Source organism: Pseudomonas sp. AC169 (assembly GCF_979258515.1).
Window position 1 is genome coordinate 5,750,871 of record NZ_OZ409866.1, and the last position, 20,526, is coordinate 5,771,396.

At 60.2% G+C, this 20,526-nt stretch carries 17 protein-coding genes; 6 read left to right on the forward strand and 11 right to left on the reverse strand.

The annotated features are described in order from the left end of the window. Nucleotides 1-12 precede the first annotated feature (12 nt). Nucleotides 13-906 (forward strand): AraC family transcriptional regulator, encoded by an 894-nt coding sequence (locus ACZZ0G_RS25685; protein WP_463558036.1) that lies wholly within the window; start codon nucleotides 13-15, stop codon nucleotides 904-906. Here ACZZ0G_RS25685 and ACZZ0G_RS25690 read toward each other — a convergent pair. The 4 genes from ACZZ0G_RS25690 to ACZZ0G_RS25705 are packed head-to-tail and all read right to left on the reverse strand — an operon-like array spanning nucleotide 903 to nucleotide 5,555. Then, the gene (locus ACZZ0G_RS25690) at nucleotides 903-1,409 is read right to left on the reverse strand and encodes a response regulator (protein ID WP_463558037.1); all 507 of its coding nucleotides are present in this window, start codon (nucleotides 1,407-1,409) and stop codon (nucleotides 903-905) included. The two genes, ACZZ0G_RS25685 and ACZZ0G_RS25690, sit on opposite strands and share 4 nt — an antisense overlap. Next, entirely contained in the window at nucleotides 1,406-3,724 is a 2,319-nt protein-coding gene (locus tag ACZZ0G_RS25695; RefSeq protein ID WP_463558038.1) for an ATP-binding protein, read from the reverse strand. The genes ACZZ0G_RS25690 and ACZZ0G_RS25695 overlap by 4 nt, the downstream gene beginning before the upstream one ends. Next, nucleotides 3,721-4,374 (reverse strand): response regulator, encoded by a 654-nt coding sequence (locus tag ACZZ0G_RS25700; protein WP_463558039.1) that lies wholly within the window; start codon nucleotides 4,372-4,374, stop codon nucleotides 3,721-3,723. The genes ACZZ0G_RS25695 and ACZZ0G_RS25700 overlap by 4 nt, the downstream gene beginning before the upstream one ends. Further along, nucleotides 4,371-5,555: a sensor histidine kinase gene (locus ACZZ0G_RS25705; RefSeq protein ID WP_463558040.1), complete on the reverse strand. Its 1,185-nt coding sequence runs from the start codon at nucleotides 5,553-5,555 to the stop codon at nucleotides 4,371-4,373. The genes ACZZ0G_RS25700 and ACZZ0G_RS25705 overlap by 4 nt, the downstream gene beginning before the upstream one ends. Before the next feature lie 167 nt (nucleotides 5,556-5,722). On the opposite strand from ACZZ0G_RS25705, the gene ACZZ0G_RS25710 reads away from it, so the two are divergent. The 3 genes from ACZZ0G_RS25710 to ACZZ0G_RS25720 all read left to right on the forward strand — a co-directional run bounded on the left by ACZZ0G_RS25710 (nucleotide 5,723) and on the right by ACZZ0G_RS25720 (nucleotide 8,057). Continuing rightward, nucleotides 5,723-6,241, forward strand: coding sequence for an SgcJ/EcaC family oxidoreductase (locus ACZZ0G_RS25710; RefSeq protein WP_463558041.1), 519 nt, complete (start codon nucleotides 5,723-5,725; stop codon nucleotides 6,239-6,241). Between the two features lie 176 nt (nucleotides 6,242-6,417). Further along, the gene (locus tag ACZZ0G_RS25715) at nucleotides 6,418-6,774 is read left to right on the forward strand and encodes an antibiotic biosynthesis monooxygenase (RefSeq protein ID WP_463558042.1); all 357 of its coding nucleotides are present in this window, start codon (nucleotides 6,418-6,420) and stop codon (nucleotides 6,772-6,774) included. Next, nucleotides 6,771-8,057, forward strand: coding sequence for an NTP/NDP exchange transporter (locus ACZZ0G_RS25720; RefSeq protein ID WP_463558043.1), 1,287 nt, complete (start codon nucleotides 6,771-6,773; stop codon nucleotides 8,055-8,057). The genes ACZZ0G_RS25715 and ACZZ0G_RS25720 overlap by 4 nt, the downstream gene beginning before the upstream one ends. A 4-nt stretch (nucleotides 8,058-8,061) precedes the next feature. On the opposite strand, the gene ACZZ0G_RS25725 is transcribed toward ACZZ0G_RS25720, so the two are convergent. From ACZZ0G_RS25725 to ACZZ0G_RS25745, 5 genes are all read right to left on the reverse strand, one after another. Next, nucleotides 8,062-8,379, reverse strand: coding sequence for a c-type cytochrome (locus ACZZ0G_RS25725; RefSeq protein WP_463558044.1), 318 nt, complete (start codon nucleotides 8,377-8,379; stop codon nucleotides 8,062-8,064). A 114-nt stretch (nucleotides 8,380-8,493) separates the two neighbouring features. Continuing rightward, nucleotides 8,494-10,734 (reverse strand): xanthine dehydrogenase family protein molybdopterin-binding subunit, encoded by a 2,241-nt coding sequence (locus ACZZ0G_RS25730; RefSeq protein ID WP_463558045.1) that lies wholly within the window; start codon nucleotides 10,732-10,734, stop codon nucleotides 8,494-8,496. Between the two features lie 13 nt (nucleotides 10,735-10,747). Continuing rightward, nucleotides 10,748-11,221, reverse strand: a complete 474-nt coding sequence (locus ACZZ0G_RS25735; protein ID WP_101269839.1) for a (2Fe-2S)-binding protein — start codon at nucleotides 11,219-11,221, stop codon at nucleotides 10,748-10,750. A 77-nt stretch (nucleotides 11,222-11,298) separates the two neighbouring features. Continuing rightward, nucleotides 11,299-12,021, reverse strand: a complete 723-nt coding sequence (locus ACZZ0G_RS25740) for an NADPH-dependent F420 reductase (protein ID WP_463558046.1) — start codon at nucleotides 12,019-12,021, stop codon at nucleotides 11,299-11,301. A 13-nt stretch (nucleotides 12,022-12,034) separates the two neighbouring features. Then, nucleotides 12,035-13,132 (reverse strand): alpha/beta hydrolase, encoded by a 1,098-nt coding sequence (locus ACZZ0G_RS25745; protein ID WP_463558047.1) that lies wholly within the window; start codon nucleotides 13,130-13,132, stop codon nucleotides 12,035-12,037. A gap of 252 nt (nucleotides 13,133-13,384) precedes the next feature. Here ACZZ0G_RS25745 and ACZZ0G_RS25750 point away from each other — a divergent pair, with 252 nt between their 5' ends. Next, the gene (locus ACZZ0G_RS25750) at nucleotides 13,385-14,131 is read left to right on the forward strand and encodes a YkgJ family cysteine cluster protein (protein ID WP_463558048.1); all 747 of its coding nucleotides are present in this window, start codon (nucleotides 13,385-13,387) and stop codon (nucleotides 14,129-14,131) included. A 43-nt stretch (nucleotides 14,132-14,174) separates the two neighbouring features. Here ACZZ0G_RS25750 and ACZZ0G_RS25755 read toward each other — a convergent pair whose 3' ends face one another. Next, on the reverse strand, nucleotides 14,175-15,167 hold the full coding sequence (locus tag ACZZ0G_RS25755) for an aldo/keto reductase (RefSeq protein ID WP_463558049.1): 993 nt from the start codon (nucleotides 15,165-15,167) through the stop codon (nucleotides 14,175-14,177). A 306-nt stretch (nucleotides 15,168-15,473) separates the two neighbouring features. Here ACZZ0G_RS25755 and ACZZ0G_RS25760 point away from each other — a divergent pair, with 306 nt between their 5' ends. Continuing rightward, nucleotides 15,474-18,629 (forward strand): efflux RND transporter permease subunit, encoded by a 3,156-nt coding sequence (locus ACZZ0G_RS25760; RefSeq protein ID WP_463558050.1) that lies wholly within the window; start codon nucleotides 15,474-15,476, stop codon nucleotides 18,627-18,629. Nucleotides 18,630-19,649: 1,020 nt separating this feature from the next. Here ACZZ0G_RS25760 and kdgR read toward each other — a convergent pair. Next, a complete protein-coding gene (gene kdgR, locus ACZZ0G_RS25765) occupies nucleotides 19,650-20,432 on the reverse strand; it encodes a DNA-binding transcriptional regulator KdgR (RefSeq protein ID WP_463558051.1) in 783 nt (260 codons plus the stop codon). Nucleotides 20,433-20,526 lie beyond the last annotated feature (94 nt).

Consider the following 20,526-nt stretch of genomic DNA (forward strand, 5'->3'; position numbering starts at 1 on the left):
CTACCTGTGCTCATGAAAGAACCGATGGCTTGCTCCGTCAGCCGCCTTGCGGGCGCGGTTGATCTGGTATTGGGCAGCGATAACGACAGGATTGGAGCATTGCCTGGCCTGAACCTGTACCGCCGCCCCGACATCACGGCACCCATGCACTGTATTTACGGCCTGGGCATTGGCGTCACGTTGCAAGGTTGCAAGCGGGTATTGGTCGGCAATGAAGTGCTGACCTACGGGCCTGGCCAGTCCATGGTCACCAGCGTTGATCTGCCGGTCATTTCACAGGTCAGTCAGGCGAGTACGGCGCAACCGTTCCTAGGGATTATGTTGGCGCTGGACAACGCCACCGTGATGCAAGTGGCGGACCGTATGAAACTGTCCCGACGCATGCGCGAGGAAGAGTTCCGAGCGGTCACCGTACAACCCCTGGACGCTGGTGTGCTGGATGCCGTGCGGCGCCTGGTCGACCTGCTTGGCGAGCCGCAGTTGCTTGAGACCCTGGCTCCGCTGATCAAGGAAGAACTGATTGCGCGGCTGTTGAGCGGTGCTCATGGCCCACAGTTGCTGCATGTAATCGCTGCCGGGTCGCCCAGCCAGCACATCGCCAAGACCGTCGCTTGGCTGAAACTCAACTATCGCCAGGCACTGCGCATGGATGACCTGGCCGCCCGCGCCCATATGAGCCCGTCGACGTTTCGCCAGCATTTTCGCGCCTTGACGGGCATGAGTCCGTTGCAGTACCAGAAGCAACTCCGGCTGCAAACTGCACGGCAGCTGATGCTCAGCCAGGGCGTGGATGCAAGCAGTGCCGGTGGCATGGTGGGGTATGAAAGCTCGTCGCAGTTCAGTCGTGAATACAGCCGTCTGTTTGGCGAGCCACCGCAACGCGACATCAAGCGAATCCGCGTCTAGCAGCGTCGGATAGTGGAGGGCGGTGCCGCCTCCCTGTTCCCGGTGCTGTCCGTTGAACCGCGCCGTTGCAACAACTCAATCTGATCTGCCGGCACCAGCGTGCGCAAGGTTTTGTAGAGCACGCGGGTTTCCAGCAGGTTCCACACCCGCAGCATGGTTTCCAGCGCATCCAGGGGCTTGCTGATGAAATCCCTCGCGCCAAGCGCCAGGGCGCGCAGGCGGGTGTCGCGGGTGGCATCGGCGGTCAGCACGAGGATCGGCAGGTATTCCCCATTGGGGATGCGCCGGTTGAGTTGTTCCAGCACGGCAAAGCCGTCGAGCTCGGGCATGTGCAAGTCAAGAATCACCAAGTCCGGTTCGAAACTGTTGAACAACTCAAGTGCGCGCAATGGCTCAGTGCTGCTCAGCACGTTGTTTAACCCTTCACGCGCCAGCAGTTGTTCCACCAGTTCGAGATTCGGGCGTTGGTCGTCGATGATCAGAATGCGCAGGTCGAGGTTCACGCGGGCTCCGGAAAGTACTGGTCGAGGTGGGCAAGAAATGCGGGGACGTTAATCGGCTTATGCAATATCGCCGTTGCACCAGCGTCGTGCAGGGCCTGGCGGGTGAGGTCGCTGGTATCGGCGGTGATCATCAGCACCGGTGTGTGCCGGGTGATCGCAGACCGACGCAAGCGCTGCAGGACTGTGAGGCCGTCGATGTCCGGCAGTGACACGTCCAGCAAAATCAACCGGGGCGCATGCTGTGCGGCCAGGTCCAGGCCCAGTTGGCCTTGCATGCTGGACAGCAGCTTTATTCCCGGCCTGCGGTGCAGCAAGGTTTCGATCAGCGCCAGGCTGGAGAGGTTGTCTTCGATATACAGCACCTTGCCCTGGATCGAGGGGGCTGGGCGCACCGGCGTGGTATCGATCACGGCTGCGGCCAGGTCACTGGGCGTCTGTACGCGCACGAAGGGCAGTTCCAGGGTGAGGCGTGAGCCGATGCCGTGCTGGCTGTGCACGCTCAGTCCGCCATTCATCTTTTCCAGCAGGCTTTTGCTCAGTGCCAGGCCCAGGCCGCTACCTTCGACGTTCGGGTCGGCCCCCAGGCGTTCGAACGGCTTGAACAGCTGCCCGATGTGATCGGCCGGGATGCCTTTGCCGGTATCGCAGACGGACACGCCGATGCGTTGCCCCTCGACCTTGACTTCGATGCTCACCTGACCCTGAGGCCGGTTGTACTTAATGGCATTGGACAGCAGGTTCAGCAGCACCTGTGTCAGGCGCTGTCGATCGGCAACGATGCCGATATCTGCCGCCAGCGTGGGCAGTGCCTGCAACTGGATGCCCGCGTCGGCGGCCATGGGTGACACCAGCGCCAAGGCTTCTTGCAGCGCGCCCGCCAAAGGGATCGGTTCGATGTTCAACGGCAAGCGTCCCGCCTCGATCTTGGCAATGTCCAACACTTCGTTGATCAGCGTCAGCAGATGTTGGCCGGCGCGCAGGATGTGACCTACTTGCGCTTTTTGCCCTGCCGCCGAATCCAGGTCCAGCAGTTGCGCAAAGCCCAGGATCGAGTTGAGCGGGGTGCGCAGTTCGTGGCTCATGCGTGAGAGAAACTCGCTCTTGGCCCGGCTGGCACGTTCGGCTTCTTCGCGGGCGGTGCCCAGCGCAATCTCCGCCGCGCGACGGTCGGTGATGTCGCGTGTGATCTTCGAGAAACCGCGCAAGGCTCCGGTCGCATCGAACTGCGCCGTGATCACCACGCTGGCCCAGAAGCGCGTGCCGTCCTGGCGCAGGCGCCAGCCTTCTTCCATGTAATGCCCATCGCGGGTGGCTTCATCCAGCGCCATGGCCGGGTGTTGCGGGCATTCCTGCGGCAGGTAGAACAGCGAAAAATGCTGACCGATGATTTCCTGTTCGGTGTAGCCCTTGATCCGCTCCGCACCGGCGTTCCAGCTGGTGACATGGCCCGCAATATCGAGGGCAAAGATCCCGTAGTCCTTGACCCCATCGATGATCAGCCGCAAGCGCTCTTCATTCTCGCGCAACGCACGCTCGCGCTCGGCCAGCAGCAAACCGGCTTCCACCAACCGCGTGCCCAACTGGCCGATCTCGTCGTTTTCCGGCGGCTGCGGCCGCAGCGGTTGCCCCAGGGCCAGGCGTTGCGCATTGCCTTGTACTTGCTGCACCCGGGCGACAATGCCCTTGGACAGAAACAGTACCGCAACGATTGCGCCAAACAGCCCGCAGATGGCCGCCAGCCAAGTGGACAGCAGCAGCCGCTGGCGCGTCTCGGCCGCGGCCGTCGTGCGCTCAGCCAGCAAAGAGTCCTCAAGGGTGAGCATGGTGCCGATGTGCTGACGCAAGGCATCCAGGATGTGTTTGTTGTTGACGAGAATGCTGGTAATCGACTCAGGTCTTGTCGTCGGGTCGTTGAGCATGTCCTCCAGCCCATCGATTTTGCTGTTGATCAGCGGCGTGATCGACGCGAGCTGCTCACGCACCCGCGGATCGCGAACATCGCCGTCGAGTCGACGCAGGGCTGACTCAATCTGCGGCTTGGCGTTCAGGTAGCCCGGCAGGAAATCATCGCGGCGAGTCAGCAGGTAGCCGCGCACGCTGGCGGCGGCTTCGGCCAGCAGGGTGTGCACGGCGCGGATATCGCCTTGCACGCGCAACACGCGGCGAACGTCCTCTTCAGCGCGGGCTGTCTGACGCTCCGTGATGTAGATCAGCACCAATGACAACAGCAGCACCACCAGCGGCAGTGAAATCACCACCAGCGCCTTGCCGCGCAGGGGCAAGTCGGCCCATCGCCTGGCGTAGAAGACCCTCATGCCTGGGTTACCAGGCCCAGCGCGATACCCCGCACGGCGGCCTGGGTGCGATCGGCCGCACCGAGTTTACCGATCACACGTTCGACATGGGCTTTAGCGGTGCCGGTGGTAATCCCCAGGTGTTCACCGATTTCCCGGTTGCTCATGCCGTTCGCGACCAGCCCTAGCACCTGACGCTCCCGTGGGGTCAGGTTTTCCGTTGCTGCCGCGCCATTGGCATTGCGCTCGGTCATGCGCCGCAGCAGGCGAGCGCTCACCGCACTGTTGAGCGCTTCTTCACCGGCGGCGACCCGTTGCAAGGCATCGATCACCTCGTAACGGCTGGCGTCTTTGAGCAGGTAGCCCACCGCGCCGGCATTCATCGCGGCTTCCAGATGGTCAGGGCTGTCATCCATGGTGAAAATCACTACTTTGATGGCCGGCAGGCGCTGTTGCAGCAGGCGGGCGGCGCCGAGACCATTGAGCACCGGCATACGAATATCGAGAATAACGATGTCAGGCAGCAACTGTTCGCACAGCTCCAACGCTTGCTGGCCATCACGGGCCTGGCCGACCACTGCGAACTGCGGATGGCCGGCCAGCAACGCGACGAAGCCCGTACGCGTGACTTCATGATCATCCGCCAGCACCAGACGTAATACGGCATTCATTGCAGTTGTCCGTTCAGATCGGCCGGTACGCGGGCGTGCAGTTGGGTGCCGCCGTTGATCGCGCTGGTGCAATTGAGCTGGCCACCCAGCAAGCTGGCGCGTTCGTGCATGGTGGCGAGGCCCAGGTGCCGGGCGTCCTGGTTGTTGAGTTGCTGGTCTGGGGTAAAGCCTTTGCCGTTGTCGTTTACCTGCAGTGAAGCCTGGCCCTTGTGCAACTCCAATGCCAGTTGCACATGGCTGGCCTGCGCATGTTTGAGGACATTGTTGATGGCTTCCTGGCCGATCCTGAACAAGGCGATTTCCACCTGGCTGGGCAAGCGCCCCTCGTAGGCGGTGGCCCATTGCACGCTGACAGCGGCTTCGCGCAGGCGGTCGGCCTCTTTGTCGAGCGCCTTGAACAAGCCGAAATCATCCAGCACCGTCGGGCGCAGGCCGGCGATCAGTTGCCGGCCTTCACCTACCGAGTGTTGGGCCAGGGTCAGAATCGCCTGCAGATCTGCGTTCAACGTGCCTGGCAGCGTCGGGCAGTGGCCGGCGAATCCTTGCAAGCGCTGATGCAAACCGGCGAGGGTTTGCGCCAGACCGTCGTGCAGGTCGTAAGCCACCCGTTTGCGCTCGTCTTCCTGGGCGCGCAGCAGTCGGCTGACCAGGTCGGACAGCGTCCTGTCCCGCGTTTTGAGGGTGGTCAGCAATCGTTCGTTTTCCAGGTGCGCGGCCAGTAGCGTGGCGAGCAACTGCAGGGATTCACTGTCTTCATGGTCTGGCGCGCGCAGGCTGACACTGTTGCCCAGTATCAGTACGCCAAAGGCATCACCATGACCGCCGCGCAGCGGCACTTGCAGCACACTGGGCAGGGCGCTTCCCGGCTGCTCCAGCCAGCACGGTGAGCGTAAGCGGCGATCGGCGATGGCGGTAAGACTGCTCAATCGATCCTGGCTGCCATGGCGTGCTGTGATTGTGACGCATCCCTCGGCATCCCACTCTTGAATCAGCCCATGGTCCATCGCAAGGAACGCGCATGCCCGCACCAACACGCGTTCGCGCATGGCACCAGGCGCCAGTTGCGGCAATGCCTGCCCCGTGTCCACCAGCAAGCGCAAACGCGCAGTACGACTTTCGGATTGTCGATAATGCGCGCGGATCGCTAGGGCACTACCGGGATCGTGTGGCGTGTTTTGCATGCTTGGGCTCCGGAGTCACGGGCTCGCGGGCGCGAGGGAGGCTATTAAACCTTGTTGAGCGGGTCAGGCGCCATCTGCCAAACGGCATAGTTAAATGACTCCGGTTGGCCGATGGCGAGCGGGCGGGCGATTGGCAAAGTGTGCTCACCCACAACAGGAGCATACAAATGAACTTCAAAACCGTGTCGATCGCCGTGATTTTCGCCTTGAGCGCCCCCTTTGTGCAGGCTGCCGAGACGTCCCCCTATGTCTACCGCGAAGTGGCTCAGGCGCCTGTGAATGCAAAAGACCGCGAGATTGCCGGGTTGTTTGACCGTTGGAACAGCGCCTTGCAGACCGGTAGCGTCAAGACAGTGGTCGACCTGTATGCCCCAGGCGCGGTGTTGCAGCCGACCGTGTCCAACCAGGTACGCAGCACTCCGGAGCAAATCACGGACTACTTCGATCACTTCCTGATGCTCAAGCCGGTAGGCCAGATCAACTACCGTGAGATCCGCCAGCTGGGTACTAACGTGGCGATGGACAGCGGCGTCTACACGTTCACCCTGACCGAGGCGAACGGTAAGATCCGCCACGTGCAGGCGCGCTACACCTTTGTCTACGAGCAGGTTGGCGGTCAGTGGAAAATCCTCAACCACCACTCCTCGGCGATGCCTGAAGCGCAGGTGAAACACGCCAAGCAGTAACCGCTGGTTCAAACAGTCCACGCCCCCGCGGGTGTGGACTTTTTTGCGTTTTTGCCACGTCATATCGGGCAAGCAATCGCGTCGATCAGGCAACCATGGGGTGCCGGGGGCACAGCATACTGGTGAGGACTTACCCAATCGATAAGCGTCAAGTGCGCCTTTTTTGGAGAACACTCATGCGTTCGCCTGACCGCAGCACCCAGTTCAGCCAGTTCGTCGAATTCGTTGTCGACCCACCTCATGTGCAGGAGCTGGTAACGGCTTTGATCGCACGCGTCGAGCGCTTTACCTGTCTATGCCCCGGATTCATCAGCGCGCAGGTGCACGTCAGTGAGGCCGGCGATCGGGTGCTGATGCAACTGTTGTGGCCCTCCAAACGAGACAGCGAACTCGCGATTGAACGCGCCCAAGCGGTTGAGCCCGATCTGTTTCATCTGGCACGCCAGCACCACGCCAGCGCTCTGTTGTTCAGCACTTTCAATGCGGTTGCGCAGGTGTGCGCAGTACCGGTTGCCGAAGGTGGGGAGCAATGACGCCTGCGGGGACGCTCAAGTGGGCGCACGTCTTGCCGTCGGAAAGAACAGCGCTGGTGCTGGGGTTCGCCTTTCATTTCTGCGTGCTGGCGAGCTACTACCTGGTGCGGCCGTTGCGCGACGCATTGGGCCTCGAAGGCGGCGCAGACAAATTGCAGTGGCTGTTCACCGCGACGTTTGTGGTGATGCTGCTGATGGTTCCGCTGTTCGGCGCGTTGGTGTCACGGCTGCCGGCGACGCGGTTTATCCCGCTGATCTATCGATTCGTCGCATTGACCATGCTGATGTTTGGTGTGTTGATTGCCGCAAAAATTGCGCCTGTGCAGGTCGGCCAAGTGTTTTTCGTGTGGATCAGCGTCTACAACCTGTTCATCGTTTCGATTTTCTGGAGCGTTCTGGTCGACCGCTTTTCCAGCGAGCAAGGCTTGCGCTTGTTTGGTTTTATTGCGGCGGGTGGGACGTTGGGGACGTTCGTCGGCCCACTGCTGGCCGCCACCCTGGCCACCCGGCTTGGGCCGATTGCACTGACGCTGGCGGCAGCACTGCTGCTGGAACTGGCGGTGCGTTGCTATCGGGCATTGTTGTCACGCACCGATGCGCAGGCGGCCTGCCTGGCGCAAGGACATCGCCGGATGGGCGGCAGCATGCTCGCCGGCCTCACGCTTATTGCTCGTTCCCCCTATCTGCTGGGGCTGGTGCTGTTCATGCTCCTACACACCACGGCTGCCACTTTTCTGTACTTCGAGCAGGGTCGGATAGTCGCTGGGAGCTACTCGGATGTGGCCAGCAGAACCCGGTTTTTTGCATTCATCGACCTTATCGTTTCGGCGTTGACCTTGACCTTTCAACTCTTGCTCACGGGACCGTTGATTCGCCGGGTTGGCGTCGGCGGTGCACTGGTGGCGCTGCCTGTGGTGACGCTGGTGGCATTCACTGCAATGGCGTTGTCACCCGTGCCGGCCACCGTGGCGTTGGCGCAGGGCTTGCGTCGTGCGATTGAATTTTCGGTGGTGCGTCCGGCGCGCGAAGTGCTCTGGACCGTCGTCAGCCGTGAGGAAAAGTACAAGGCCAAGAATGTCATCGAAACGCTAGTGTATCGGGGCGGGGATGCGGTCAGCGGTTGGCTTTCGGTCGGGTTGGCTGCGGCGGGCGCCGGGTTTGGCGTTGTCGCCGTGTTGATTGTGCCGGTCGCAGGCGCGTGGGGCGGTGTGTGCTATTGGTTGGCAAGACGTCAGCGACAGATGGCTACCAAGGCATCAGTTCAATCAACTGATGCCGAATAGGCAGTTATTGTGCGCCGTCCAGCAACCATTGGGCGATTGACTTCGCGTCGGCGTCAGACACCTGGGCTTGCGCCGGCATCGGCATCGGCCCCCATTTGCCGGTGCCACCGGCCTTGATGCTGGCTGCCAGTTGTTCAGCAGTGGTTTCGCTGCCAGCGTACTTTTGCGCGATCCCCTTCCAGGAGGGGCCCACGACCTGCGCATTGGCTTGATGACAGCCCACGCAAGCGTAACGCTGCACCAGTGCCTGGCTCGCCACCGCCTGCACCGGCCAAATGGCGCTGGCCAGTGTGCCCAGTGACAGCACAAGCGTGGCGAGCATGGCGCTGTGTGCCAGGAAGGGTGCCTGGGGAACCCCCGGTAATTTCAGGTACTGGTTCAATTGGATTCTCTCTCATCAATCAAAAAGGCGGTGCAGTCGACTGCACCGCATTGCTCAAGCGAGCTTGAAGGGCAATTCACGTACAGGCTTGCCGGTGATCCGCGCTATGGCGTTGGCGAAAGCCGGAGCAAGCGGCGGCAGGCCAGGTTCGCCCATGCCTGTGGGCGGCTCCGCACTCGGCAGAATGTGCACCGAAAACTCAGGCATATCCGCAATGCGTGGCACGCTGAAGTCGGCAAAATTGCTTTGCTGCACCACACCGTCCTTGAGGGTGATGGCGCCGCCCGGCAGGCACATCGACAGCCCCATCAAGGCTGCGCCCTGTACCTGGGCTTCCACGCTGCGAGGGTTGACCACCAGGTTGCAATGCACGCCTGCGGTCACATGGTGCAACACAGGACGGCCGTCCCGTACCGAGGCCTCGACGACATAGGCGACTACCGAACTGAACGACTCATGTACCGCCACACCCCAGGCGCGACCCGCCGGCAGTTGGCGTTTGCCGTATTCGCTCTTGCTCACCGCCAATTGCAACGCGGCACTATGGCGCGGGCTTTTGTCGGCAAAGAGTTTCATCCGGTAAGCCACTGGATCCTGCTGGGTGGTTCGGGCAATTTCATCAATCAAGGTCTCCATCACGAACGCGGTATGGGTGGAACCCACACTGCGCCACCACAGCACCGGCACGTTGAGCTTGGGGTGATGCACCGTCAGGCGCATCGGAAACGGATAAGGCTCACGCATGCCTTCGGTGGCCGTGGGGTCAATGCCATTCTTTACCCGTCCACCGAACATGGTGCCCGTCACAATCGACTGCCCGATCAGCACGTGGTCCCAGGCCAGGACGTTGCCGCTGTCGTCGAAACCGATGTGCGCGCGGTGCAGGTGCATGGGGCGGTAGTAGCCGCCCTTGATGTCATCTTCGCGGCTCCACACTGTGCGCACGGGGACGGTTAACCCCACCGTTCGTGCCGCTTTTGCCACTTCACAGGCCAACACCACGATGTCGCTGGTGGCGATGCCGCGCCGGCCGAAACCGCCGCCAGCCGTCTGTACGTTGATCTGTACCTGTTCGGGTTTGAGGTTCAGCACGCGTGCGGCCGCCGCGTTGTCGGCACCGGCAAACTGGGTACCGACCCATAACTCGGCGCGGCCCTCCGACAGTTGGACTGTGCAGTTCAGCGGCTCCATGGGGGCATGGGCCAGGTACGGAAACACGAACTCGGCTTCGAGGGTATGCGGCGACGTTGCCAGCGGCGTCATGTCCGCGTCGAAATGGTGGGGGCCAGGGCGGCCGGCCAAGGCTTTGTAGTCGGCCAGTTGCTGTTCGCTGTCGACCCTTTCCACCGCCGCCGTATCCCACTGAACATTGAGGGCATCACGTCCCTGCTTGGCCTGCCAATAGCCTTCAGCCACGACCGCCACGCCTTCGGCACCTCCATCAAGCGGCACGCGATAGACCGCTTTAACTCCACGGATGGCGCGTGCTGCGCTGTCATCCAGAGCCGCCAGCCTGGCGCCGAATACCGGGGGGCGCGCCACCACGGCGGTGAGTTGCTCGGGCAGGCGCATGTCAATCCCGAAATCCTGCTGGCCGCTGCTCTTGGCCTTGGCATCGATGCGCGTCGTAGCCTGGCCAATGATGCGAAAATCCTTGGGGTCCTTGAGGCTGACCTGGTCCGGTACCGGCATTGCCATCGCGGCCTCGGCCAGTTCGCCGTAGCTCGCGGTGCGGCCTCCCGGGCCGAGCACATGGCCGGCGCGGGTATTTAAGCGGGCCACGTCGATTTCCCAGCGCGCAGCTGCTGCAGCCAGCAGCATGGCGCGGGCGCGGGCACCGAGCTCGCGGTACTGGGTGTAGCTGTTCTTGATGGAATTGGAACCCCCGGTCAGGTGCATGCCAAAGCGTGGGTCCTGATAGGCGATGTCATTGGTGCCGTTGCGACTGCGCACCAGGCTCCAGTCAGCATCCAGTTCTTCGGCGAGAATCATCGGCAAGCCGGTCTGTACGCCTTGGCCGAACTCCAGCCGGTTGATGGTCACCGTCACTTCGCCATTGGAGGCGATCTGTACGAAAGCGTTGGGTTGTTGAGTCGGCTTCAGTGGTTCCACCGCAACGCCGTTGGCCTGCTGTGCCAAGGCCAGGTGAGGAAAGGCGCCCAGGGCCAGGCCGCCGATACCCAGTATCTTCAAGAAACTCCGCCGCGCGTAGGTGGCAGGGCCGTCGACCTGCTCGCGCTCCAGCATATGTTGCAAGGCGCGAGGCAGCTCCTCTGGAAAAAGATCGTTCAGCATGGGGCTGCTCCTGTCAGGCAAGGGCTTTGGCGGCATCAGCCACCGCAGCACGGATGCGCACATAAGTGCCACAGCGACAGATGTTGCCCATCATCGCCGAGTCGATCTCAGCCGCCGTGGGCTGCTTGCCTTTGGGTTGAGCCTTGAGAAAGGCTGTCGCGCTCATGATCTGGCCGCTCTGGCAGTAGCCGCATTGCGCCACGTCATGTTTGACCCACGCCTCGTGCACGGCCGTGCCGACGGGGTCACTGCCGTTGGTAGCCGCCTCGATGGTGGTGATCCTGCGTCCCTCGGCGGCGGTTATCGGCGTGACGCACGAACGAATCGCCTGGCCATCCAGGTGCACGGTGCACGCGCCGCACAGGGCTGCGCCGCAGCCGAACTTGGTGCCGGTCATGCCCAGCGCGTCGCGCAGGGTCCAGAGAATGGGAGTGCCGGGGTCGACGTCGACGGTGTAGTCACGACCATTGATATTGAGGACGCTCATAGTTGACAGCTCTCTTGAAAATCAGTCGGATCAGTGTTTTCAACATGAGGTGCGCGCTGGCGACAGCCGTCACCTGGTCATGCATCAGGCGGCAAATTCAATAAGCGTCGCAGTGCCGGCGCGTCGGTATTGGCCCGGAAACCGGCGCCGCCGCGTTGAAAGCTGCGCGCCGTGGACAGATCGCCAGTGACGACGGGCTCGCTGGCGACATCGCGTACCAGTTGTGCCGCCACTTGAAGAGCCTCGGGATCATTGCTGGCGATGGGCACGCCTAAGGTTTCACCATTACCGCGAGCGGACGCATTGACCGCCGTGGCATCCACCGCACTGAAGGCCCTGACCAGCCGAGTGCCGGGCAAGTACTTGGCCGAGGTTTCGCCGACACCGTTGGCATAGGCTTCGCGCGAGAGGGGATTGCCTTCATCCGGCGGCGGGTTGGTCGCATCAAGCACTATTTTTCCGCGCAGTTGCGGGCCCAGGTCGCGTCCGAGTTGGGGCAGGGCGTTATAAGGCACTGCGAACACAATTACCGATCCGAACACCGCGGCCTGCTGGGGAGTGCCAGCCGACGCGAGCGGGCCGAGCTCCTTCACCAGCGCTTCAAGCCCTGCCGGGTTGCGTGAGGAAAACATCACGCCATGGCCTGCCTTGACCAGCAGTTGGCCGATGGTGCCACCGTGTGAGCCCGCCCCGATGATCGCGATGCGCAGTTTTTCGCTCGCATTGGCGGTGATGGGGCATAGCCCGAGTGTCCAGAATGCAAGGAGTGCGAATACGAAGTAGCGTAGAAGTAGTGGCATGTGAAAGATCCTTTTAAACCAGGTGCTGACTGAAAAATCCTGACAATTTGTCAACGGCGGGGCCTACATATTGCGGTTTGTCGTACATGTCGATATGCGTCGCGCCGGGCACCCGGTGCAGTTCCTTGGGCTGCTTGGCGTTCTTGTATGCCACTTCGCTGAAGTACAGGCTGTCGGCGTTACCGCCAGCGATCATCAGCACAGGCCGTGGTGAAATGGTTTCGATCTGATCAAACGCGAAGAACGCCATTTGCGCGGGCAGGGCGGAGAACACTGAGCGGCCGGGGGCGTTCGGGTGCTGGCCGCGCGGTGTGCGGTAATACTCGTAGCCTTCGCGGTACATGACCGGCGTGCTGGCGGTAAAATCCTTGCTTGACTCTGGCACCGTGGGTGTCAGCCGAATCGGCTCGCCACGCGCTTCGCGACTGCGCTGCGCCGAGGCGTCCTGCAGCATTTTCATGCGCTCCTCGTAGCTACGTGCATTGGCCAGGCCGTTGCGGCGCAGGTCACCAATATCCGCCGCGCTGACGGTGGCCACGGCTTTGATGCGTTGCTCTGTCTGAGCCGCGTTCAGCACATAGCCTCCGCCCCCGCATATGCCGAGGGAGCCGATGCGATTGGCATTTACCTGGGGCAATGTGTTGAGGAAGTCCACGGAACTGCTGATGTCATCGACGCGCGCGGTAGGCAGTTCCATCAAGCGTGGCTCACCGCCGCTGTCGCCCTGGTAAGAGGCGTCGTAAGCCAAGGTGATAAAGCCCTGCTGTGCCAGGCGCAGCGCGTACAAGCCTGCGGTTTGCTCCTTGACGCCGCCGATGGGGTGAGTGATGACGATGGCGGGGTACTGCTTTTTGGCATCGAAGTTGGCGGGTTTGAACAGATTGGCAGTGATATGGCTGCCAGTATTGCGGTTGGGGTAGCTCACACGATCGACCGAAATACCCTGCATGTCAGGCTGGCCAATCACAGCCGGGCCGTTCGAAACCTTCGTTTGGGCAGACGCCAGGCGCGGTGCGAGCAATCCAGACCCGGCAATGGCAACGCTGCACAACGCGACTGCTGAGGTACCAATGAAAATACGGCGATTTTCGTCTACGTCACTTCTTTTCATGGCTGACTCCGGGGGCGGCTTGGGGCTGAATAGTAAAAATTATAAGTGGGCGCCCTGGTCGCTCGTTTGCTCAAACGGTGCAGATGATTGCCTGATATGGCGATATTGAGTGCCTGTCTCGACTGTGCAAACAGCTGGGCATCAAACGTCTTGAATCAGGCAATGATGCCGCTGGATAAGGCAATTTCAGGCGCGATTAACTTTTCATACTCACCGGCGCCAAGGCTTTCCCGACCCGTGTGAGTAGGTTTTATGAATAACAACGCAATTCGATTTGCCTGCAACGGCTGCGGCGTTTGCTGCAAGGGCCGCCTGATTCCCCTGACGTTGAGTGAAACCCGGCAATGGCTGCAGCGAGGACACGACGTGGCTGTGCTGCTGGAAGCCTTCGATGAATCGACCTGGACAGCACAGCCTGGCCAATACGCTCACAGCGCCAAGCGTGCGGTTGAAGTGGTGAGTGGGCGTGCACCCGTTCGTGTCGTTGCGGTAATGGCCGCCAATGCACTTGGGCAGTGCCCGAACCTGGGTGCGGATGACCGGTGCGGTATTTATGACCAGCGGCCGCTGGTGTGCCGCATCTATCCGATGGAAATCAACCCGTTCATTGCCTTGCGCCCGGAAAACAAGGCCTGTGCGCCGCAGGTTTGGGAGGCGGGTGAGGTGTTGTTCACGGACCGGATCGTCGACCCGGTACTCAATGACCAGGTTGAGCGCTCCCGGCAGGCCGACCGCGACGATGCCGAGGCGAAGATCGCCGTGTGTGAAGATCTGGGGCTGAACGTTGCCGCGTGGAAAGGCAATGCGCTGGCAGTTTATCTACCCGCGCACGCGACGCTGTTGGCGGCGATCAATCGCTACGATGCGGGGGAACATTCGCCAGCCGCGCAGGCGTGGAAGGTGCGAGCGGATGACGACATCCTGCGCGCGCAACTTCATGTACTCGGTGTGGCATTGGCTGAGCAGAGCCAGGGTGACTATATTTTTCACCGGGTCTAGAAGGTCGACAGGCGACGCGGGTGCGTCGCCTTTCACGCTCACCTCAGGAATCGACCAGGCCAAGCGCCGCTTGATGCAGGCGCTGTCCTTGCACGGGGAGGCGCGCGAGCACCTCTTCGATGGTGTGCAGGTCCTGCTCGGTCAGCCGAACAGTCGTTGCACCGAGGTTTTCTTCCAGTCGATGCAATTTTGTCGTGCCGGGTATCGGCACGATCCAGGGCTTGCGCGCCAGCAACCAGGCCAAGGCGAGTTGGGCCGGTGTTGCATCCTTGTCTCCGGCGATTCGCTTCAAGGCATCCACCAGCGCCATATTTGCCAAGCGCGCCTCTGCTGAAAAGCGTGGCACCGCACTGCGGAAATCACTCTCGTCAATTTTGGTATCGGCGGTAATGGAACCTGTCAGGAAGCCCGCGCCCAGTGGACTCCACGGAACAAAACCAATACCCAGCTCCTCGCATGCCGCGAGTACGCCGTTATGTTCGACATCCCGAGTCCACAGCGAATATTCGCTCTGTACAGCAGCAACCGGTTGGGTCGAATGCGCGCGGCGAATGGTGGCTGCGCTTGCCTCTGACAGGCCCCAGTGCTTGACCTTGCCTTGGGCGATCAACTCACCGACCGCACCCGCAACGTCTTCAATCGGCACGTTGGGATCGACACGATGCTGGTAGAGCAGGTCAATCTTTTCGACCTTCAGCCGTGCGAGCATCCCGTCCACTGCCTTGCGCAAGGTGTCGGGGCGACTGTCGAGGCCGTAGCGCGATCCATCCGGGTTCAAGCCGAAGCCGAACTTGGTCGCGATGTGTACGTTATCGCCATAGGTGGCGAGGGCATCGCCCACCAGTGATTCATTGATAAACGGGCCATAGACCTCCGCAGTATCGAAGAGGGTAACGCCGCATTCGACGGCGGCGTGGATCATTCTCAAGCCCGCAGCCTTGTCCAACGGTTGGCCGTAGGTGGTATTCAACCCCATGCAGCCGTAACCCAATTCTGAAACCACCAGCCCATTGGTACCTAGTGTCCTGGTTTTCATGCTGTTCTCCGCTCTTGACTCCCATAAGCGCCACTGCCTTTTCCAACCGCAGTGCGCACCGCTCAGCACACTTGCGCGTGCAAGAAACGTGTCTATTTTGGGCGCCTTTGCTGTTGGCTATATGCCCGATTCGGGGGAAGCCTTGCCTGAACTGACGATTATTCAACCGCCGCGAAAACTCAGCCCTGGCGGGCTCGAAGCTCCGCGGAACAGGCAGTCTTTGCCTTGAATCAGGCAAGTCGCGAATGGGGTGCAACGCCGAAGATAGACGCGCTTTAAACCGCCCGCGTTGAACCGGAGTGATACATGTCGAAGTTTTTCATTGAGCGCCCGATCTTTGCGTGGGTGCTGGCGCTGATTGTCATGCTGGTGGGCACGTTGTCGATTCTTAACCTGCCCATCAACCAATACCCCACCATCGCGGCGCCCGCTGTTGCGATTCAGGTCAACTACCCTGGTGCCTCCGCCCAAACCGTGCAGGACACCGTGGTGCAGGTCATCGAACAGCAAATGAACGGTATCGATAACCTTCGCTACATCGCGTCAGAGAGCAATTCCGACGGCAGCATGCGCATTATCGTAACCTTCAACCAAGGCACCGACTCGGACATCGCCCAGGTCCAGGTGCAGAACAAGCTCAACCTTGCGTCGCCGCTGCTGCCGCGTGAGGTGCAACAACAGGGCTTGCGGGTCACCAAGTTCCAGCAAAACTTCATGATGTTTATCGGGCTGGTGTCCACTGACGGTCGATACACCAAGGAAGACCTGTCCAACTACATCGTTTCGAACATTCAGGATCCGATTTCCAGAACCTCCGGCGTGGGTGATTTCCAGGTATGGGGCACTCAATACGCGATGCGCGTGTGGCTCAATCCCGCCAGGCTCAACCAGTTCCAGCTGACGCCGGTGGATGTGACTGAAGCGATTGAAGCGCAGAACGTGCAGGTCGCTTCAGGTGCGATTGGCGGCCTGCCTGCGCGCAGTGGCACGGTGTTCACTGCGACCATCATCGGCAAGACGCGCCTGCAAACCTCAGAGCAGTTCGGTGACATATTGCTGAAGGTCAACGGCGACGGTTCCCAGGTGCGCCTGAGTGATGTGGCAAGCATTGGCTTGGGCAGCGAGAACTACAGCATTGATGCACAAAGTAATGGCCGGCCCGCTTCGGGCATCGCCATTCGATTGGCCACGGGCGCCAACGCGCTGGACACGGCCAAAGCGATCCGCGCGACGGTGGACCGCTTGAAGCCATTTTTCCCGGCCGGGGTCGAGGCGATTTACCCGTATGACACCACTCCGGTGGTCACTGAGTCGATCAAGGGTGTGGTGTACACGCTGATGGAGGCGGTGGTACTGGTGTTTCTGGTGATGTTGCTGTTTCTGCAGAACCTGCGTGCCACGATCATCACCACCATGACGGTGCCAGTAGTACTCTTGGGAACCTTCGGAATACTGGCCGCGGCGGGGTTTTCGATCAATACGCTGACCATGTTCGGCATGATCCTGGCCATTGGTCTGCTGGTGGATGACGCCATCGTTGTGGTCGAAAACGTTGAACGGGTCATGGCTGAGGAGCATTTGTCGCCCAAGGCCGCTACGCGTAAATCGATGCAGCAGATCCAGGGTGCCCTGATTGGTATCGCGCTGGTGCTGTCGGCGGTATTGGTGCCGATGGCGTTCTTCGGCGGTTCCACCGGGGTGATCTACCGCCAATTCTCGATCACGATTGTTTCGGCCATGGTGCTCTCGGTGTTCGTGGCCTTGATCTTTACGCCGGCATTGTGCGCAACCATGCTCAAGCCGATTGATCCACGTGAGCACGGCAAGCCCAAGCGCGGCTTTTTCGGCTGGTTCAACCGCGTCTTTGATGCCTTTGTGAATGGCTACGAGCGCGGAGTGGGCCAGATCATCCGTAACAAGGTGCCGGGCTTTGTGGTGTACCTGGTGATCGTAGCTGGCATGGTCTGGTTGTTTGCGCGCATTCCTGCCTCGTTCTTGCCTGCCGAAGATCAGGGTGTGATCTTTACGCAGGTGCAGACACCGGCCAACAGTTCCGCCGAAACCACGCAAAAAGTCCTCGACCGCATGACTCGGTTTCTTCTCGATACGGAGCAGGGTGAGGGCAAGGCGGTGAGTTCGGTGTTTACCATCAATGGTTTCAACTTTGCTGGCCGAGGACAGAACTCAGGGATTGCCTTTGTACTGCTCAAGCCGTGGGACGAGCGCGACAGCGACAACACGGTGTTCAACGTTGCACAGCGCGCGCAGCAGGCGTTCTTGAAATACCGCGACGCGATGGTGTTCGCCATTGTGCCGCCGTCCGTGCGGGAGCTGGGTAACGCCACGGGTTTTGACTTCTACCTGCAGGACCTGGACAACGTGGGTCATGAAAGGCTCATGGAGGCGCGAGGCAGGTTCATTGAGCTGGCCGCGCAAAGCCCGATCCTCGCGGCCGTCCGGCCCAATGGGCTGACGGATGAACCGCAGTACCACCTGACCATCGACGACGAACGCGCCCGTGCGATGGGGATTTCCCTTACCGACATCAACACCACGCTGTCGGTGGCTTACGGGAGCAGCTACGTTAACGACTTCATTGACCGTGGCAGGGTCAAGCGGGTGTATGTGCAGGGTGACCCGGACTCACGTAACTCAGCCGAAGATCTGTCCAAATGGTTTGTGCGGAACAGTCAGGGGCGGATGGTCCCGTTCTCGGCATTTGCCAGCGCCGAGTGGGGGTTCGGTTCACCGAAATTGTCGCGCTACAACGGTGTAGCCGCCGAACAGATTCTCGGCACGCCTGCGCCCGGTTACAGCTCGGGGGAGGCCATGGACGAAGTCGAGCGTATCGCTGCAGAACTGCCGCCAGGTGTAGGTATCTCATTCACAGGCCTGTCTTATGAAGAGCGCCTTTCCGGCTCGCAGGCGCCGGCTTTGTATGCGTTATCAATACTTGTGGTGTTTTTGTGTCTCGCGGCGCTCTATGAAAGCTGGACGATTCCGATCGCGGTGATGTTGGTAGTGCCCCTTGGCGTGATTGGCGCCTTGATGGCCACCGCCATGCGCGGACTGTCCAACGACGTGTTCTTTCAGGTAGGGCTGTTGGTGACCGTAGGGCTGGCGGCAAAAAACGCGATTCTGATCGTTGAGTTTGCCAAGGAACTGCATGAGAAAGGCAAACCGCTGCTCGAAGCCACTGTCGAGGCGAGTCGCATGCGTTTGCGCCCGATCATCATGACCTCGATGGCCTTCATCCTGGGCGTGCTGCCGCTGACCATTTCCAGCGGTGCCGGCTCCGGCAGCCAACACGCCATCGGTACCGGCGTAATCGGCGGCATGATCACCGCCACGGTGCTGGCAGTTTTTTGGGTGCCGCTGTTCTTCGTAGCCGTCTCGTCGTTGTTCAAAGGCAAGCAAATGAAGCAGCGCGACACGGCGACGGAAGATGAGGCGCAGCGGTGAAGCGATCAGAAGTCCAGCGTCACCCCGCGATACAACACACGCGCGTCACTCGGTGGGAGCCGTTTCAAACCATCCAAAGCATGCCCTCAGATATGACCCGCGTGTGGCAATCCACTGGAGGTGAATGGAGCTCCATGGTTTTTGAAAAGGCAAAAATGATCAGATGAACAGCTTTCGGAAGACCCCTAGAGACTGTCAGGGTCGCCAAAAAACATTTTGACTTGGCTCTAGGGCGGTAGTTACAGCCTGGAAAAAACGAATTATGCCCCCAGTTATGCCCCCATTCGCACAGTGTCTGTGAGCGACCGCGAAGGCGATTTCTGAGGGGACTCCATCATGGCAGTGACTGGTATTGAACAGGATGAGCAACCTGTATCTGGCAAAATTATTGCTCGTTCGAAAGAGGATATGGGTAATGATCCGATACTTTTAGCGGAGTTGTCGGGTCTGCGCTCTTAGCGCCTATCCTGAAATCGACTCGCGAGACGCTCGTGCTCTGCGTGAGGTTGCAAGGGCGCTGATCGCCGGGGCATCAATCCGTGTATCCATCGGCAGTTGTAGCGCCATGCCAGGCGCCTAGCCACCAAAAACGCACATGAAGCGCTTGTTCAACATTGAGTGGTGGGAAAAGTTGAACATCGTGTTTTTGGTCATGGATCTCGATATTCCGGTCGGACCCAGAACCTCGCGCTTCAACTGGCCGCCGAGTCGGCTGGCAGCAGGGGGCTAAGGTAGGCATGTAGGGGGGCTTATCTTCGCACTTCATGGCCGGTTAAGCCCTTAGGCCAGGTCGCTGATCAGTCGTTCGGCAGTCATGAAGGAGTCGGACGACCCAATCAGGTCGTAGTTTGCCACTAGCCGACGTAAATGAACGAGTATCGACCTTTGCTCGAGTATTTTGGATTTTTGGGCAATTGCTTAGAACCCGAAAGAACTGTCGCAACTATGCAAATCCTCAGTCTGCTAATTGCAAAGGCTGGTAAATTTTTTGTCAGTGCCTTTCGCGTCGGCTTGAATCGGCTACTTTTCGTGCCAGCCCAATTGCCTGGAAATCTGCTGAGTGGCTTCCACCAGCCGATTGACGTAATCCTGTTTGAGGTCTTCGCGAAAACGAAAGCAGGGAAATGACACACTCATGCCACCGATCACATGGCCAAAACGGTCGTGTATTGGTGCGGCCAGGCAGCGCATATTGTCTTCAAACTCTTCATGGTCTTCGGCGTAGCCCTGAGCGCGAACTACTTCCAGTTCTTCCAGATACGCATCGATGCTGGTCAGGGTGTTGGCGGTGCGGCGCTCGAAGCTTTCCTCTTCTAAGTGAGCGATCAACTCGGGAAGCTCCAGCCACGCCATCAATACCTTACCAATTCCGGTGCAGTACAGCGGCGCACGTCGGCCTATGCGCGAGTACATGCGCAGGTTGTATTTGGAGTCGATCTTGTGCACGTAGACGATGCTGCCTTCGTCAAGAACTCCCAAGTGCACGGTCTCACTGGTCAGTTCGTTGATGCGACGCATGCCTGGTTCCGCCTCGCGGACGATGTCCAGGTGGGGCAGGGCCTGCGCGCCCAGCTCAAACAGCCGAACGCTGAGCCGATAGCGATCTTCGGCATCCTGAACCACGTAGCCGCGAGCCTTGAGTGACTGCAAAAACCGGTAAACCGTGCTTTTGGACATGTCCAGTTTCTGCGCGATTTCCGATACGCCGCTTTCCTCGGGATGCTCGGCCAGCGCTTCAAGGACGGCCATAGTCCGTCCGACGGCGGAAACCAGTTCGTTGTTCTGAATGACGCTGTTGTCCATGGAGGCTCCAACTGGAACGGAAAACCCAAGGATATACGCTGATGGATCAAAACGCTGTTTCATTTTTCTTGACGATGCGGGGAATAGGATTAAA